Annotated in this window: 14 protein-coding genes; 9 read left to right on the top strand and 5 right to left on the bottom strand. The window is 66.5% G+C overall.

Annotated features, from left to right (window positions below; translation table 11 throughout):
* Positions 1-54: 54 nt before the first annotated feature.
* Positions 55-1,143, bottom strand: a complete 1,089-nt coding sequence (locus tag QZ951_RS04805) for an alkene reductase (protein WP_292999123.1) — start codon at positions 1,141-1,143, stop codon at positions 55-57.
* 202 nt (positions 1,144-1,345) lie between these two features.
* On the bottom strand, positions 1,346-2,077 hold the full coding sequence (locus tag QZ951_RS04800) for an SDR family oxidoreductase (RefSeq protein ID WP_292999121.1): 732 nt from the start codon (positions 2,075-2,077) through the stop codon (positions 1,346-1,348).
* A 170-nt stretch (positions 2,078-2,247) separates the two neighbouring features.
* Here QZ951_RS04800 and QZ951_RS04795 point away from each other — a divergent pair, with 170 nt between their 5' ends.
* Positions 2,248-2,868 carry a TetR/AcrR family transcriptional regulator gene (locus QZ951_RS04795; protein WP_292999119.1) on the top strand — a complete coding sequence of 207 codons (621 nt, stop codon included), beginning with the start codon at positions 2,248-2,250 and terminating at the stop codon, positions 2,866-2,868.
* 51 nt (positions 2,869-2,919) lie between these two features.
* Here QZ951_RS04795 and QZ951_RS04790 read toward each other — a convergent pair whose 3' ends face one another.
* The 3 genes from QZ951_RS04790 to prpR form a co-directional block, all read right to left on the bottom strand.
* The gene (locus QZ951_RS04790) at positions 2,920-3,774 is read right to left on the bottom strand and encodes an SDR family NAD(P)-dependent oxidoreductase (protein WP_292999117.1); all 855 of its coding nucleotides are present in this window, start codon (positions 3,772-3,774) and stop codon (positions 2,920-2,922) included.
* A 202-nt stretch (positions 3,775-3,976) separates the two neighbouring features.
* Positions 3,977-4,549, bottom strand: a complete 573-nt coding sequence (locus QZ951_RS04785) for a thymidine kinase (RefSeq protein ID WP_292999115.1) — start codon at positions 4,547-4,549, stop codon at positions 3,977-3,979.
* An 89-nt stretch (positions 4,550-4,638) separates the two neighbouring features.
* Positions 4,639-6,231 carry a propionate catabolism operon regulatory protein PrpR gene (gene prpR / locus QZ951_RS04780; RefSeq protein WP_292999113.1) on the bottom strand — a complete coding sequence of 531 codons (1,593 nt, stop codon included), beginning with the start codon at positions 6,229-6,231 and terminating at the stop codon, positions 4,639-4,641.
* Between the two features lie 280 nt (positions 6,232-6,511).
* Between prpR and prpB the strand changes: the two genes are divergently transcribed.
* The 8 genes from prpB to aspS all read left to right on the top strand — a co-directional run bounded on the left by prpB (position 6,512) and on the right by aspS (position 16,081).
* The gene (gene prpB, locus QZ951_RS04775) at positions 6,512-7,396 is read left to right on the top strand and encodes a methylisocitrate lyase (protein ID WP_292999111.1); all 885 of its coding nucleotides are present in this window, start codon (positions 6,512-6,514) and stop codon (positions 7,394-7,396) included.
* Positions 7,397-7,451: 55 nt separating this feature from the next.
* Positions 7,452-8,609, top strand: a complete 1,158-nt coding sequence (gene prpC / locus QZ951_RS04770) for a 2-methylcitrate synthase (RefSeq protein ID WP_292999109.1) — start codon at positions 7,452-7,454, stop codon at positions 8,607-8,609.
* 111 nt (positions 8,610-8,720) lie between these two features.
* Positions 8,721-11,318 (top strand): Fe/S-dependent 2-methylisocitrate dehydratase AcnD, encoded by a 2,598-nt coding sequence (gene acnD / locus QZ951_RS04765; RefSeq protein WP_292999107.1) that lies wholly within the window; start codon positions 8,721-8,723, stop codon positions 11,316-11,318.
* 97 nt (positions 11,319-11,415) lie between these two features.
* Positions 11,416-11,865 carry an SRPBCC family protein gene (locus QZ951_RS04760; protein WP_292999105.1) on the top strand — a complete coding sequence of 150 codons (450 nt, stop codon included), beginning with the start codon at positions 11,416-11,418 and terminating at the stop codon, positions 11,863-11,865.
* A gap of 59 nt (positions 11,866-11,924) precedes the next feature.
* On the top strand, positions 11,925-13,112 hold the full coding sequence (gene prpF / locus QZ951_RS04755; RefSeq protein WP_292999103.1) for a 2-methylaconitate cis-trans isomerase PrpF: 1,188 nt from the start codon (positions 11,925-11,927) through the stop codon (positions 13,110-13,112).
* 111 nt (positions 13,113-13,223) lie between these two features.
* The gene (locus tag QZ951_RS04750) at positions 13,224-13,532 is read left to right on the top strand and encodes a zinc ribbon domain-containing protein (RefSeq protein WP_292999101.1); all 309 of its coding nucleotides are present in this window, start codon (positions 13,224-13,226) and stop codon (positions 13,530-13,532) included.
* 4 nt (positions 13,533-13,536) lie between these two features.
* Positions 13,537-14,202 (top strand): DUF502 domain-containing protein, encoded by a 666-nt coding sequence (locus QZ951_RS04745; protein WP_292999099.1) that lies wholly within the window; start codon positions 13,537-13,539, stop codon positions 14,200-14,202.
* Positions 14,203-14,269: 67 nt separating this feature from the next.
* Positions 14,270-16,081 carry an aspartate--tRNA ligase gene (gene aspS, locus QZ951_RS04740; protein ID WP_292999097.1) on the top strand — a complete coding sequence of 604 codons (1,812 nt, stop codon included), beginning with the start codon at positions 14,270-14,272 and terminating at the stop codon, positions 16,079-16,081.
* The last annotated feature ends 5 nt before the right edge of the window (positions 16,082-16,086 follow it).

The following is a 16,086-nucleotide window of genomic DNA, read 5'->3' as shown; positions in this document are numbered from 1 at the left end:
GCCCTGATCGGGACGCGATCAAGGCCTTGGCGTGTTGCCGCGGTGCCTGAAACCTCAGGCGGCGGCAGCCTCCAGCACCGGATAGTCGGTGTAGCCGTGCGCGTTGCCGCCGTACAGGGTCTTCATGTCGAGCGGGTTCAGCGCGGCGCCGGATGCGAAGCGCTCGACCAGATCCGGATTGGCGATGAACAGCTTGCCGTACACGATGGCGTCGGCACGGCCTTCGGCCACTGCGGCTTCGCCCGAAGCCTGATCGAAGCCGCCGTTGAGCATCAGCACGCCCTTGAAGTGCTCGCGGGCGATCTTCGCCAGTTCCAGCTCTTCCGGGCGATCCCACTGGTCATGACGGAGTTCGAAGAACGCGATGTTGCGCTTCGACATTTCCTTCGCCACGTACTCGACCAACGCCTTCGGATTGGAGTCGCTCATGTGGTTGAACGGCACGATCGGCGAGATGCGGATCGACACGCCGCCGGCCCCGAACACGCTGATCGCGGCATCGGTCACTTCCAGCAGCAGGCGGGCGCGCTTTTCCAGGGTGCCGCCGTAGCCGTCGGTGCGGTTGTTGTGGCTGTCGCGCAGGAACTGGTCGACCAGATAGCCGTGGGCGCCGTGGATCTGCACGCCGTCGAAACCGGCAGCCTTGGCGCGCTCGGCGGCCTTGCGGAACAGCTCGACGATGCCGGGCATCTCGGACTCGGCGAGCACGCGCGGCACTTCGTACGGCAGCTTGCCCTTCAGCGTGTGGGTCTCGTCCGGGATGGCGACGGCGGCCGACGAGATCGGCTGCACGTTGTTGATGCCGGAATGCGCGGCGCGGCCCGGATGCCAGATCTGCATGATGATCCGGCCGCCCTTGGCGTGAACCGCGTCGGTGACCTGCTTCCAGCCAGCGACGGTGTCGTCATTGAAGATGCCGCCTTCGCCGATGAAGGCGCTGGCATCGGCGGCCACCATCGAGCACTCGGTCATGATCAGACCGGCGCTGGCGCGCTGGCTGTAGTACTCGGCCATCATCGCGTTCGGCACGTGCGTGATGCCGGCGCGGGCGCGGGTCAGCGGCGCCATCACGAGGCGGTTCGGCAGGGTGAGCGAGCCGACCTTGATCGGGGTAAGCAATGTCTGGGTCTTGTTCTGGGTCATGCGTTCATCTCCGGTGTTCGAGTTCGAAATCTTGAAGAAAATCATAAGTTAATCGCAAAGACGCAAAGGAACAGCCAAGAAAGGACGCAAAGGAAAAGCCGAACACTGCTCAACTTTTTACTGAGTTGTTCTTTGCGTTCTTTCTTTTACCTTCGCGCCTTTGCGTTTAACGGTTGCGGTTATCGGTGTGCCGAGCATCCCGTTACCAAGGCAGCGTCGCGCCCATGTGGAAATAACCGCCATTGGGACCGTCGGCCGGCAGCAGCGCCAGCTGCACGCTGGTCTTCGCGCCATCCGGGATGGCCATCGGCGCGCTGGCGCCGCCCATGTCGGTCTGGACGTGGCCGGGGTGCGCGGCATTGACCTTGATCGAGCTGTCGCGCAGTTCGTAGGCCAGCTGCACGGTCCAGCCGTTCAATGCGGTTTTCGAGACGTTGTAGGCCGGCACCTTGTAGTCGTAGATCGGCGAGCCCGGTGTGGAATGCAGGGTGTTCGAGCCGAGCACGCTCGACAGGTTGACGATGCGGCCGGCCGGCGACTTCGCGAGCAGCGGCAGAAAGGCCTGGGTCACGGCGATCACGCCGAAGAGATTGGTGTCGAAGGTGTTGCGCCAGATGTCCAGCGACTGCTCGCTGACCTTGCGGCTGCCATCGTCGAGCATGACGCCGGCGTTGTTGACCAGGATGTCGAGATGGCCGAAGCGCGTGGTCACGGCCGCCGCGGCGGCCGCGATGCTGGCGGAGTCGGTGACATCGAGCACCAGCGCTTCGACCGGCAGGCCTTCGGCCGCCAGCGTCGCGGCGGCCTTTGCGGCCTTGTCGGCATCGCGCGCGGCGAGCAGCACGTGAACCCCGGCCTGACCGAGCTGCCGCGCGGTCTCGAAACCGATTCCCTTGTTGGCGCCGGTGATCAGCGCGACTTTCCTGGTCGTCATGGTGAAATCCTCTGTGGGGTTGCGCGCTGGCTTGACATCAAGCCGCAATCTCGCAACGCTAGGCGGGTGTTACCGATCAGTAACAGTGGCGATACGTTACCGACCGGTAACATGACTGTCAAGCGTCTTCCGGCACCCGATCTTCGGCTGCCGCCGTTCAGGATGGTTCCATGAATCCCGCGAAGTCCGAGGCCAGCGTTGCGCCGGAACTGCCCGGCAAGCCGCGTGTGCGCGACCGCATCTTCGAGACCGCCTGCGACCTGTTCTACCGGCAGGGCATCCGCGCCGTCGGCGTCGATGCCATCGTCGGCGAAGCCGGCACCAACAAGATGAGCTTCTACCGCAGCTTCGCCAGCAAGGATGAGCTGGTGGCGGAGTACCTGCGGAGCCGCGATCGCTGCTTCTGGCAGTGGTGGGATGCGGTCGTCGCGCCGCATGCGGGCAACCCGCGGGCGCAGGTCGAGGCGATCTTCGAGGCGCACGTCAACAAGACCTGCTCGAAGGAATCGCGTGGCTGCGGGCTGGCCAACGCCGCGGTCGAGATCGTCGAGGACGAGCACCCGGCGCGCAGCGTCATCGTGGCCCACAAGAGCGAGATCCGCCGCCGTTTCCGGACCTTGGCGGCGGCGATGTCTGCGCGCGATCCGGACCAGCTCGGCGATGCCCTGATGCTGCTGATGGAAGGTGGTTATCTGGCGCGGCTGACCTTCGGCCAGAGCTGCGCGCACGGCGGCCCCGTCACCAGCGCGCTGAAGGCCGCCCGCACGCTGATGGACGCACACCAGCGCTGAGGCGCGACGCGGCGGCGAGCGGCTGCGCCGCCGGCCGCCATCGCGATGGCGTCAGGCCTTCGGCTTCAGACCCAGCTGGCCAGCGACCAGCCCATCGAGCACCGCCGGCGGCAGCGATGACGGCAGGGTCCAGTTCTTGAACCGGCCGCGGACCACGGCGTAGCGCACCTTCGGCGACGCCGTGGTCAACGCATGGTGGATGGTCGCCGCAACAGCTTCCGGCGGGTGGCCCTGCCGGCCTTCGCTGATGAACATCTGCTGGAACTTGCGCAGCGCCGGCGCGATCGCGAGCTGGGCGTACGGCGCCTCATCCAGCTGCTCGGCCTTGTCCCAGATCGGTGTCACCACGCTGCCCGGCCCGATGACGACGACCTTGATGCCGTGCAGCATCAGCTCGCGGCGCCAGCTTTCGGACAGACCTTCAAGGCCGAACTTCGACGCGCAGTACGGCCCAAGGAACGGGAACGCGAGCTTGCCGCCGACCGAGCTGATGTTGACGATCCGGCCCTTGTCGCCGCGCAGCGCCGGGTCCATGCCGAGCTGCGGCAGAAACGCCTGCGTGACGATCAGCGGGCCGACCAGGTTGACCTCGAGCTGGCGCCGATAGTCGGCCAGCGGAATGTGCGACAGCGGGCCGGCGACGGCGATGCCGGCGTTGTTGACGAGCCCGGCCAGCGTTTCGCCGGCCAGCGCCTCGCGCACCTGTGCGGCAGCGGCGGCGACCGCCTGCTCGTCGATCACGTCGAAATGAAGCGCCGTGAAACGATCGCCCAGCGCACGCTTCAGGCGCTCGCCATCGGCCGCCTTGCGCACGCTGCCGAACACGTGGAAGCCGCTGGCGGCGAGTTGCGTGGCGGTGCTGTGGCCGATGCCGGTGGAAACTCCGGTGACGACGATCGAGCGCATCGGGCAAGTCCTGTAGGGGCGAAAGCGCAGACTAGGGGGGCGAATGCAATGACGCCAGAGGCCGTCGATGTCAGCGCTGGCGCGCGCTCCGCACGGTCATCAGCGGCTGGGCTTCGCATCGGCTTCCGTCGATGATCACCCGCAGTCGACGCTTTCTGGCGGCAGATGGCGCGGTTCCGACCGTTCGATCGATCGACCAGCGTCAACCGCTGCAGGTGCCGGTGTAGAAGCGCCGCGCGCAGACCGCCTCGTAGCGATCCTCGCCGCCGATTTCGACCTGTTCGCCGAACAGGGTCTGCTGGCCGCTGGCATCGAAGCGCAGGTTCATCGTCGCCTTCCGTCCGCAGCGGCAGACCGTCTTCATCTCCTCGAGATCGTCGGCCAGCGTCAGCAGCGCGCGCGAGCCGGGAAAGGCATCGCCTCGGAAATCGCTGCGGATGCCGTAGCAGATCACCGGAATGCCGCGCAGATGGGCGATGCGGTGCAGCTGGATCACCTGCGCCTCGCTCAGGAACTGCGCCTCGTCGATCAGGATGCAAGCCGGTGCGGGGCGGAAGGTGTAGATCGTCTCGAAATCGGTGCTGCCGGCATAGGCCTCGGCCTCGCGCGTCACGCCCAGTCGCGACGCGATGCGGCCGTAGCCGGAGCGCACGTCGAGCGCGGAGGTGTACAGATCGACGCGCTGATCGCGCTCCTCGTAGTTGTGCGCCACCTGCAGCAAGGCCGTGGACTTGCCGGCATTCATCGCCGCGTATCGGAAGTACAGCTTCGCCATGGGAACGGACGGTTCGTTGGATGACGGATGTTCGCACGCGGCGTGCCGCGGGTTGCTTGTCGGTGCGGTCGGCGGCGGCGACGTGGGGACTAGGCGTCCTGCAGCCAGCGCCACAGCGTGCTGCGCGACACGCCGAGCGTGGCCGCCACCGCCGCACGCTGACCGCGATGCTGCAGCAGCAGCGCCTGCAGCTCGGCCGGGTCCGGGCGCTGGCGCGACGGCATCGCCGCGTCATCCGCGCGAACCGCGGCCGGCGCAGGCAGGGGACTCGGCCTTGCCTCGGCAAACATCTCCGGCGCGCAGCGTGCCAGCAACGGCCGGGTCAGCGCCGCGAGCGGCGACTCGGCGGGGCCGAGGACGGCGATGCGTTCGGCCAGATTGCGCAACTCGCGGATGTTGCCGGGCCAGTCGTGCGCCAGCAGCGCGGCCTGTGCCGGGCCGTCGATGACCATCGCGCCGCCGCCGACCGCGCGCAGGAAGCTCATCAGCAGCAGCGGCACGTCGTCGGCATGCTCGCGCAGCGGCGGCAGCACCATGCGCAGCACGTTCAGCCGGTAGTACAGATCGCGCCGGAAGCGGCCTTCGCGCACCAACTGATCCAGTTCGCAGTGCGTCGCCGCGATCACGCGCACGTCGACCGGCGTGGCCCGCACGCTGCCGACCCGAAGCACCTCGCGTTCCTCCAGCACCCGCAGCAGCCGCGTCTGCAGCGCCAGCGGCATTTCGCCGATTTCGTCGAGAAACAACGTGCCGCCGTTCGCGGCCTCGATCAGCCCGGCGCGGCCGCCGCGACGCGAGCCGGTGAACGCGCCGTCGGCGTAGCCGAACAGCTCCGACTCCAGCAGCGATTCGGCAATCGCCCCGCAGTTGATCGCCACGAACGCGGCACTGCGGCGTGGGCTGGCGCCGTGCAACGCCTGCGCGACCAGTTCCTTGCCGGTGCCGGTCTCGCCGGTGATCAGCACGGTGCGGTCGCTGGCGCCGTACAGCCGCACCTGATCGCGCAGCGCCACCATCGTCTCGCTGTTGCCGATCAGCCGCCGCAGGCTGTAGCGGGAGTCCGGCGTGCTCGGCGCGCGGCGCAGGCCGCTGCGGGCGTTGGTCAGCATCCGGGCGAGGTCGATCGCCTGCTCGAACGCGCGGCGGATCGATTCCGGCGAATACATCAGGATGCCGACGACGCCGGCGCGGTCCGCCAGTTCGGTGACATAGCCGGTGCCGACGATGGCGCCGCAGCCGAGCGACACCAGTTCAGCCACGTGATCGCGCGCGTCCTCGGTGTGGGTATATGCGCGCTGCTCGATGCTCAGGCCGAACTCCTGCTTGAAGCCGCTGAAGGCCGGCAACTCGTCGCCGTAGCTGATGATGCCGATGCGGCTGGAATGCCGGCGGGCGCGGGTCAGCGCCAGCATCAGATCGAAGCCGTCCGGGCGGACGAGGACGATCGGCTTGTCGATGCGGTTGCGCAGGTATTCGCCGTTCGAGCCGGCCGACAGCACGACGTCGCAGTCTTCCTCGCGCAGCCGCTCGCGTAGGTGGGTGACGGCTTCCTCGAAGCCGAGATCGATCGTGTCGATCACGGCACGGCCGTCGAATTCCGGCGTCACTTCCTGCATCAGCCGCGACAGGCGGGTGACGCTGACGGTCCAGATCGCGGGCAGGCTGGTTTCGGTGTTCTGCATGCTGCGGATTATGTCTCAGCGCCCGTTCCATGCAACGTTTCAGATGTTGCATGGAACGTGCCCTGGCGGGTCCGGGTCGAGATGCCGGACGGTCGCGGCACGCTGTGAATTCCGATAAACGTCGACCATTCAACAGCTTGCAATCAAGGTCAAGCACCATTCCGACCGTGTTTCCAGATGGCACGCGTCTTGAGTATGGGACACGCCCGTCACCGCCGTCGGGCCGCTGGAGCGCCGAAGTCCTGCCTCCGTCGCCCGCCCGATCATCAAGGAGTTGCTCATGACGTCTTCCGCCGGTGCCCGTTTCCGCGCCGCTCTCGCTGCCGAAAAGCCGCTGCAGGTGATCGGCGCCATCAACGCCAACCACGCGCTGCTGGCCAAGCGCGCCGGCTTCAAGGCGATCTACCTGTCGGGTGGCGGTGTCGCCGCCGGTTCCCTCGGCATGCCGGACCTCGGCATCAACACGATGGACGACGTGCTGACCGACACCCGCCGCATCACCGACGTCTGCGACCTGCCGCTCTTGGTCGACATCGACACCGGCTTCGGCGCCAGCGCCTTCAACATCGAGCGCACCGTGAAGTCGCTGATCAAGGCCGGCGCCGCGGCCTGCCACATCGAGGATCAGGTGGGGGCGAAGCGCTGCGGCCATCGCCCGGGCAAGGAAATCGTGCCGAAGGACGAGATGGTCGACCGCGTCAAGGCGGCCGCCGATGCCAAGACCGATGCCGACTTCTTCATCATCGCCCGCACCGACGCGATCCAGGCCGAAGGCGTCGATGCGGCAATCGAGCGCTCGATCGCCTGTGTTGAAGCCGGCGCCGACGGCATCTTCGCCGAGGCCGCCTACGACCTCGCGACCTACCAGCGTTTCGTCGACGCCGTGAAGGTGCCGGTGCTGGCCAACATCACCGAGTTCGGCGCCACGCCGCTGTTCACGCGTGACGAACTGGCCTCCGTCGGCGTCGCCATCCAGCTGTTCCCGCTGAGCGCGTTCCGCGCGGCCAACAAGGCGGCGGAAGCGGTCTATACCTCGGTGCGCGCCAACGGCCACCAGAAGGACGTGGTCGAGCTGATGCAGACCCGCGCCGAGCTGTACGACCGCATCGGCTATCACGCGTTCGAGAACCGTCTCGACGCGCTGTTCGCCGCGAAGAAGAAGTAAGCCCAGCGGGCTCCAGCCCGCGTCGACTGCACCCCACGAACAACCAGGAGACACCATGAGCGAAACCACCGCCGCCCCCGGCTTCAAGCCGAAGAAGTCCGTCGCCCTGAGCGGCACCGCCGCCGGCAACACCGCGCTGTGCACCGTCGGCCGCACCGGCAACGACCTGCACTACCGCGGCTACGACATCCTCGATGTCGCCGCCGCCTGCGAGTTTGAGGAGATCGCACACCTGCTGGTCCACGGCAAGCTGCCGAACGTGTCCGAACTGAAGGCGTACAAGGCCAAGCTGAAGTCGTTGCGCGGCCTGCCGGCGGCGGTCAAGAGCGTGCTGGAACAGCTGCCGGCGGCCTCGCATCCGATGGATGTCATGCGCACGGGCGTCTCGGCCCTCGGCTGCGTGCTGCCGGAGAAGGACGACCACAACCATCCGGGCGCCCGCGACATCGCCGACAAGCTGATGGCGAGCTTGGGCTCGATGCTGCTGTACTGGTACCACTACAGCCACAACGGCAACATCATCGACGTCGAGACCGACGACGACTCCATCGGCGGTCACTTCCTGCACCTGCTGCACGGCGAAAAGCCGCGCGACAGCTGGGTCAAGGCGATGCACACCTCGCTGGTGCTGTACGCAGAGCACGAGTTCAACGCCTCGACGTTCACCAGCCGCGTGGTCGCCGGCACCGGTTCGGACCTGTATTCGTGCATTGCCGGCGGCATCGGCGCCCTGCGTGGCCCGAAGCACGGCGGTGCCAACGAAGTGGCGTTCGAGATCCAGAAGCGCTACGACAACCCGGATGAGGCGGAAGCCGACATCAAGGCCCGCGTCGAGAAGAAGGAAGTCGTCATCGGTTTCGGCCACCCGGTGTACACGGTCAGCGATCCGCGCAACAAGGTGATCAAGCAGGTGGCCAAGGACCTGTCGATCGAAGCCGGCAGCACCAAGATGTTCGACATCGCCGAGCGTCTGGAAACGGTGATGTGGGACATCAAGAAGATGTTCCCGAACCTCGACTGGTTCTCGGCCGTCAGCTATCACGTGATGGGCGTGCCGACCGCGATGTTCACGCCGCTGTTCGTGATCGCCCGCACCAGCGGCTGGAGCGCGCACGTCATCGAGCAGCGCATCGACGGCAAGATCATCCGTCCGAGCGCGAACTACGTCGGCCCGGAAGACCTGACGTTCGTGCCGCTGGCCGAGCGCAAGTAACGCGCTTCCGCGAGGCGTGAGGGGTGAGGCGGGAGGCGTGAAAGCCCCTGTCGCCCCTCATGCCTCACCGGCGTTCCGCCTCACCCCTCACGCTTCCCGCCTGACGCCCCCATGAACACCGCCTACCGTAAGAACCTTCCCGGCACCTCGCTCGACTATTTCGACGCCCGCGCCGCAGTCGATGCCATCAAGCCCGGTGCCTACGCGACCTTGCCGTACACCGCACGCGTGCACGCCGAGAATCTGGTGCGCAAGGGCGAGCCGGAAAAGGTCGCGGCCTATCTGGGTCAGCTGATCGAGCGCAAGCGCGATCTCGATTTCCCGTGGTTCCCGGTGCGCGTGGTCTGCCACGACATCCTCGGTCAGACCGCACTGGTCGATCTCGCCGGTCTGCGTGACGCGATCGCTGACATGGGCGGCGACCCAGCAAAAGTGAATCCGGTGGTGCCGGTGCAGCTGATCGTCGACCACTCGCTGGCGGTGGAGTACGGCGGCTATGACCGCGATGCGTTCGCGAAGAACCGTGCGGTGGAAGATCGCCGCAACGATGATCGCTTCCACTTCATCGACTGGACCAAGAAGGCGTTCAAGAACATGGAAGTGATCCCGCCGGGCAACGGGATCATGCATCAGATCAACCTGGAGCGAATGAGCCCGGTGATCTACACGCAGGATGGCGTCGCGTTCCCGGACACCTGCGTCGGCACCGACAGCCACACGCCGCACGTCGATGCGCTCGGCGTCATCGCCATCGGCGTCGGCGGCCTGGAAGCCGAGAACGTGATGCTGGGCCGCGCCTCGTGGATGCGCCTGCCGGACATCACCGGTGTCGAACTGACCGGCAAGCCGGGTCCGGGCATCACCGCCACCGACGTGGTGCTGGCGCTGACCGAATTCCTGCGCAAGGAAAAGGTCGTTGGCCACTATCTGGAATTCCGCGGTCCGGGCGCTGCCGCGCTGACCTTGGGCGATCGCGCGACCATTTCCAACATGGCACCCGAATACGGCGCCACGGCGGCGATGTTCTTCATCGACCAGAACACCATCGACTACCTCAAGCTCACCGGCCGCTCGGACGAGCAGGTCAAGCTGGTCGAGACCTATGCCAAGCACTGCGGCCTGTGGGCCGATGATCTGAAGACCGCCCAGTACGAGCGCGTGCTGACCTTCGATCTCGGTACCGTGGTCCGCAACATGGCCGGCCCGAGCAACCCGCACAAGCGCCTGCCGACGTCGGCCCTCGCCGAGCGTGGCATCGCGGCCCCGTGGGAGTTGCCGGCGGACGGCAAGATGCCGGATGGCGCGGTGATCATCGCCGCGATCACCAGTTGCACCAACACCTCGAACCCGCGCAACGTGATCGCCGCCGGCCTGCTGGCCCGCAACGCGAACAAGGCCGGCCTGACCCGCAAGCCGTGGGTGAAGTCATCGCTGGCGCCCGGCTCGAAGGTCGTCGAAAGCTATCTGAAGGACGCGCAGCTGCTCAGCGAACTCGAAGCGCTTGGCTTCGGCATCGTCGCGTTCGCCTGCACCACCTGCAACGGCATGAGCGGCGCGCTCGATCCGAAGATCCAGCAGGAAATCATCGACCGTGACCTGTACGCGACCGCCGTGCTGTCCGGCAACCGCAACTTCGATGGCCGCATCCATCCGTATGCGAAGCAGGCCTTCCTCGCCAGCCCGCCGCTGGTCGTCGCCTATGCGATCGCCGGCACGGTGCGTTTCGACATCGAGAAGGACGTGCTCGGTCTGGACAAGGACGGCAAGCCAGTCACGCTCAAGGACATCTGGCCGACCGATGCCGAGATCGACGCGGTGGTCGCGAAGAGCGTGAACCCCACGCAGTTCCGGGCCGTCTACGAGCCGATGTTCAGGAAGGAAGCCGATGACGGCAAGTCGATCAGCCCGCTGTATGCCTGGCGCGAGATGAGCACCTACATCCGCCGTCCGCCGTACTGGGAAGGTGCGCTGGCCGGTGCCCGCACCTTGAAGGGCCTGCGCCCGCTGGCGGTGCTGCCGGACAACATCACCACCGACCATCTCTCGCCCTCGAACGCGATCATGATGGACAGCGCCGCAGGCGAATACCTGCACAAGATGGGCGTGCCGGAAGAGGACTTCAATTCGTACGCCACGCATCGCGGCGACCATCTGACCGCGCAGCGCGCGACCTTCGCCAACCCGCAGCTGGTCAACGAAATGGCGATCGTCGATGGCAAGGTCAAGAAGGGTTCGCTGGCGCGCATCGAGCCGGACGGCAAGGTCGTGCGCATGTGGGAAGCGATCGAGACCTACATGGAACGCAAGCAGCCGCTGATCATCGTCGCCGGTGCCGACTACGGTCAGGGCAGCTCGCGTGACTGGGCCGCCAAGGGCGTGCGTCTGGCCGGTGTCGAAGTGATCGCCGCCGAAGGCTTCGAGCGCATCCACCGGACGAATCTGATCGGTATGGGCGTGCTGCCGCTGGAGTTCAAGCCGGGCACGACGCGACTGACCTTGGGCATCGACGGCACCGAGACTTACGACGTCGAGGGCAAGCTGGCACCGCGCACGACCTTGACGCTGGTGATCACGCGGAAGAACGGGGAGCGCGTCGAAGTGCCGATGACCTGCCGTCTCGATTCCGACGAGGAAGTGCTGGTCTACGAAGCGGGCGGCGTGCTGCAGCGGTTTGCGGTGGATTTCCTGGCGCAGACCCAGGCCGCCTGAAAATCGGGCTGTCGATTTCGAAGCCGCTCATGCGTCGTCCGGACAGGGCGGTGCCGATGGCATCGCCCTGTCCCGCCTCACTCCTGGAGCAATGACCATGCCCGGTACCGTCCGCTTCCACCGCATCCTCAAGGCGCCGCCGGAGCGCGTGTACCGGGCATTCATCGACCCCGCGGCCCTAGTGAAGTGGCTCCCTCCGCATGGCTTTACCGCGACGGTCCATGCCACCGACATTCGGGTTGGCGGCGGCTATCGCATGTCCTTCACCAATTTCGGCACCGGCAAGCGCCACGCTTTCGCGTGCCGGTATCTGGAGCTGGTGCCGGGCGAGCGGCTGCGCTACGTCGATCAGTTCGACGATGCGAACCTGCCGGGCGAGATGAGCGTGACGGTGTCGCTCAAGGCCGTGCTCTGCGGTACCGAGCTCAGCATCGAACAGGGCGGCATCCCCGACGCGATTCCGCCGGAGATGTGCTATCTCGGCTGGCAGGAGTCGCTGACGATGCTCGCGCAACTGGTCGAGCCCTCCATTCCCGACGAAGGCTGACGGACGCGACGATTCGCGGCTCGGCCATCCCATCCTTTTCATCGACGCATCTGAACGCCATGTCCCACGTTCCCCAAATCAAGATTCCCGCCACCTACATCCGCGGCGGCACGTCCAAGGGCGTGTTCTTCAAGCTCGCCGATCTGCCCGAGCGCTGCCAGGTGCCGGGCGAGGCGCGTGACAAGCTGCTGCTGCGCGTGATCGGCAGCCCGGACCCGTATGCGGCGCACATCGACGGCATGGGAGGTGCTACGTCCAGCACGTCCAAGTGCGTGATGCTGTCGAAAAGCACGCAGCCCGGTCACGATGTGGACTATCTCTACGGCCAGATCTCGATCGACAAGGCCTTCGTCGACTGGAGCGGCAACTGCGGCAACCTGTCGACCGCAGCCGGCGCGTTCGCGATCCACGCCGGCCTGATCGATCCGGCGCGCGTGCCGGAAAACGGCACCTGTGTCGTGCGCATCTGGCAGGCCAACATCCGGAAAACCATCATCGCCCATGTGCCGGTCAGCAACGGTCAGGTGCAGGAGACCGGTGACTTCGAGCTGGACGGCGTGACCTTCCCGGCCGCCGAGATCGTCCTCGAGTTCATGGACCCGTCGGACGACGGCGATGAGGGCGGGTCGATGTTTCCGACCGGCAATCTGGTCGACGATCTCGACGTGCCGGGCATCGGCACGCTCAAGGCCACGATGATCACCGCCGGCATTCCGACCGTGTTCGTCAACGCCGCCGAGATCGGCTACACCGGTACCGAGCTGCGCGAAGCGATCAATACCAAGCCCGAGGCGCTCGCGAAGTTCGAGGCGATTCGCGTCGCCGGTGCGCTGCGCATGGGCCTGATCAAGACGCCGGAGGAAGCGGCCAAGCGCCAGCACACGCCGAAGATCGCGTTCGTGTCGCCGCCGCAGGACTACACCGCGTCGAGCGGCAAACTGATCAAGGCCGACGAGATCGATCTGAATGTCCGTGCGCTGTCGATGGGCAAGCTGCACCACGCGATGATGGGCACGGCGGCCGTGGCGATCGGCACCGCGGCGGCGATTCCCGGCACGCTGGTCAATCTGGCGGCGGGCGGCGGCGCGCGCGAGGCCGTGCGCTTCGGCCATCCGAGCGGCAGCCTGCGCGTCGGCGCGGCGGCGGCGCAGGAGAACGGTCAGTGGGTGGTCAAGAAGGCGATCATGTCGCGCTCCGCACGCATCCTGATGGAAGGCTGGGTGCGGGTGCCGGGGGATTCGTTCTGAGCGGACCGACCCGGCAGGCACAGTCGTCGGGGTACGGGGCCTGCTTGAAAACCAAGTTGGCGGGCCCATTCGTCGGTACTCGGACTAGAATCACGTTTTCGAGGTGAAGCCATGCCGTTTTACGAATACGCCTGCACCCACTGCGGCAAGTCGACCACGATCCTGCAGAAGATGTCGGATGCGCCGGCGACTGATTGCCCGTCCTGCCATACGCCGAACCTGACCAAGCAGATTTCGGCGGCCGGCTTCCGGCTGAAGGGTGGCGGCTGGTACGAAACCGACTTCAAGTCCGGTTCCGACACCAAGCGCAATCTGGCGGGCGAGGGCTCGACCGGCAGCACGACCAAGTCCGAGTCGACGAGCACGGCCGCCGCTGCTGCGCCGGCCCCGGCTGCAGCCAGCACGACGCCGGCTGCCTGAGCGGGTGACCGATCCGGACTCGACCGGGGCGCCGGAGTCGCCGCCGCCCGCCGCAGCGCCACGCCTGCTGCGGCAGTGGTTCTTCGCCGGCCTGCTGATCTGGGTGCCGCTGGCGGCAACGCTGCTGGTCATCCGTTTTCTCGTCGGCCTGCTGGACACCAGCCTGCTGCTGATTCCGCCATCGATCCGGCCGGATTTTCCGGGCTTGGGCGTGGTGCTCAGCGTGGCGCTGGTGCTCGGCACCGGCGCGCTGGCGGCGAATTTCCTCGGCAGCCGGATGTTGAACTGGGCGGAGGAACTGCTGTTCCGAATTCCGCTGGTCCGCACGCTGTACGGCGGCGTCAAGAAGCTCGCCGAGACGCTGTTTTCTCAGGAATCCACCGCGTTCAAGCGCGTGGTGCTGATCGAATGGCCGCGGCCCGGCCTGTGGACGGTCGGGTTTCAGGCCGGTGATCCGCTGCGGGTGGTGACCGAGGTCACCGGGCAGGAACTGATTCCGGTATTCGTGCCGACCACGCCGAATCCGACCGGTGGTTTCATCATGCAGGTGCCGGCCGATCAGCTGAAATTCCTCGATGTGTCGGTCGAGGACGGCATGCGCTACATCATCTCGCTGGGGGTGGTGGCGCCGGGCGCCTCGGCACCGATCATCCCGTCCGCGCCGCGCTGAACCTCCACACGCTTCGGGTGTCGGACGTTACAATCGCTGTCTTGCCCTTCTCGCTGCGTGATTTCCGATGATGCGTTCCCATTACTGCGGCCAGGTCACCGAAGCGCTGACCGGCCAGACCGTCCAGGTGTGCGGCTGGGTTCAGCGCCGTCGTGACCATGGCGGCGTCATCTTCATCGACCTGCGCGACCGCGAAGGCCTGCTGCAGATCGTGTTCGATCCCGACAATGCCGAAACCTTCGCCGCCGCCGAACGCCTGCGCAGCGAATACGTCGTGCAGATCACCGGTGTGGTCCGCGCTCGCCCGGAAGGCACGGTGAACGCCAACCTGCCGACCGGCCGCATCGAAGTGCTCGGCCGCTCGGTCGAAGTGCTGAACAAGGCGGAAACACCGCCGTTCCAGCTCGATGACGACACGGTCGGCGAGGAAACCCGCCTGAAGTACCGCTATGTCGACCTGCGCCGGCCGCTGATGCAGAAGAACCTGCGCCTGCGCCACGACGTGATCCGGCGCATCCGCAACAAGATGGATGAGCTCGGCTTCATCGACGTCGAGACCCCGATCCTGACCCGCGCCACGCCGGAAGGCGCGCGCGACTACCTGGTGCCGAGCCGCACCCACGAAGGCAAGTTCTTCGCGCTGCCGCAGTCCCCGCAGCTGTTCAAGCAGCTGCTGATGATGGGCGGGCTGGATCGCTACTACCAGATCGCCCGCTGCTTCCGCGACGAAGACCTGCGCGCCGATCGCCAGCCGGAATTCACCCAGCTCGACGTCGAGACCTCGTTCCTGTCGATGGAAGAGATCATGGCGCTGATCGAGACCATGTTCGTCGACCTGTTCAACACGGTCATGAATGTCGATCTCGGCCAGCTGCCGCACATGAGCTACGCCGAGGCGATGGGCCGTTACGGCTCGGACAAGCCGGACCTGCGCAACCCGCTGGAGCTGGTCGAGATCAAGGATCTCGTCGCCGACAGCGAGTTCAAGGTGTTCGCAGCACCCGCCGCTGACCCCAAGAGCCGCGTGGTGGTGATGCGCGTGCCCGGCGGCGGCAAGATTCCGCGTTCGCAGATCGACGACTACACCAAGATGGTCGGCCAGTACGGCGCCCGCGGTCTGGCCTGGATCAAGGTCAACGAGTGGTCGACGAAGGGCCGTGACGGCCTGCAGTCGCCGATCGTCAAGAACCTGTCCGATGCCGCGCTCGCCGGCATCATCGAGCGCACGGGTGCCACCGACGGCGACCTGCTGTTCTTCGGCGCCGACAAGTTCAAGGTGGTCTGCGATGCCATGGGCGCGCTGCGCATCAAGGTCGGCCTCGATCACGGCTTCACCGCGACCGGCACTTGGCGCGCGCTGTGGGTCATCGACTGGCCGATGTTCGAGGAGGACGAAGGCCGCTGGGTCGCGCTGCACCATCCGTTCACTGCGCCGAAGGTGTTCGATGTCGCCGACATCGAAGCCAACCCGGGCACCGTGCTGTCGCAGGGCTATGACCTCGTGCTGAACGGTGTCGAAGTCGGCGGCGGCTCGGTGCGCATCCATCGTGCCGACGTCCAGAGCGCGGTGTTTCGCCTGCTCGGCATCAGCGACGAGGAAGCCCGCGAGAAGTTCGGCTTCCTGCTCGACGCGCTGAAGTTCGGCGCACCGCCGCACGGCGGCATCGCGCTCGGCCTCGATCGTCTGGTGATGCTGATGACCGGCGCGCAGTCGATCCGCGAAGTGATCGCGTTCCCGAAGACCCAGACCGCCCACTGCCCGCTGACCAACGCCCCCGGCACGGTCGACGGCAAGCAACTGCGCGAGCTGTCGATCCGTTCCACCGTTGCACCGCCGGCTGCCGCTCCCGCGCCGCGCTCGACCGCCGCCGAGGCCTGATGCTC

The organism is Nevskia sp., assembly GCF_021732705.1.
Classification (GTDB): Bacteria; Pseudomonadota; Gammaproteobacteria; order Nevskiales; family Nevskiaceae; genus Nevskia.
This window is presented reverse-complemented; position numbering and strand designations above follow the sequence as displayed.

What these genes read in the sequence shown, in the direction of transcription:
- QZ951_RS04805 (WP_292999123.1), bottom strand. Translation starts at nt 1,143, where the DNA reads ATGACCCAGAACAAGACCCAGACATTGCTTACCCCGATCAAGGTCGGC.
- QZ951_RS04800 (WP_292999121.1), bottom strand. Translation starts at nt 2,077, where the DNA reads ATGACGACCAGGAAAGTCGCGCTGATCACCGGCGCCAACAAGGGAATC.
- QZ951_RS04795 (WP_292999119.1), top strand. Translation starts at nt 2,248, where the DNA reads ATGAATCCCGCGAAGTCCGAGGCCAGCGTTGCGCCGGAACTGCCCGGC.
- QZ951_RS04790 (WP_292999117.1), bottom strand. Translation starts at nt 3,774, where the DNA reads ATGCGCTCGATCGTCGTCACCGGAGTTTCCACCGGCATCGGCCACAGC.
- QZ951_RS04785 (WP_292999115.1), bottom strand. Translation starts at nt 4,549, where the DNA reads ATGGCGAAGCTGTACTTCCGATACGCGGCGATGAATGCCGGCAAGTCC.
- prpR (WP_292999113.1), bottom strand. Translation starts at nt 6,231, where the DNA reads ATGCAGAACACCGAAACCAGCCTGCCCGCGATCTGGACCGTCAGCGTC.
- prpB (WP_292999111.1), top strand. Translation starts at nt 6,512, where the DNA reads ATGACGTCTTCCGCCGGTGCCCGTTTCCGCGCCGCTCTCGCTGCCGAA.
- prpC (WP_292999109.1), top strand. Translation starts at nt 7,452, where the DNA reads ATGAGCGAAACCACCGCCGCCCCCGGCTTCAAGCCGAAGAAGTCCGTC.
- acnD (WP_292999107.1), top strand. Translation starts at nt 8,721, where the DNA reads ATGAACACCGCCTACCGTAAGAACCTTCCCGGCACCTCGCTCGACTAT.
- QZ951_RS04760 (WP_292999105.1), top strand. Translation starts at nt 11,416, where the DNA reads ATGCCCGGTACCGTCCGCTTCCACCGCATCCTCAAGGCGCCGCCGGAG.
- prpF (WP_292999103.1), top strand. Translation starts at nt 11,925, where the DNA reads ATGTCCCACGTTCCCCAAATCAAGATTCCCGCCACCTACATCCGCGGC.
- QZ951_RS04750 (WP_292999101.1), top strand. Translation starts at nt 13,224, where the DNA reads ATGCCGTTTTACGAATACGCCTGCACCCACTGCGGCAAGTCGACCACG.
- aspS (WP_292999097.1), top strand. Translation starts at nt 14,270, where the DNA reads ATGATGCGTTCCCATTACTGCGGCCAGGTCACCGAAGCGCTGACCGGC.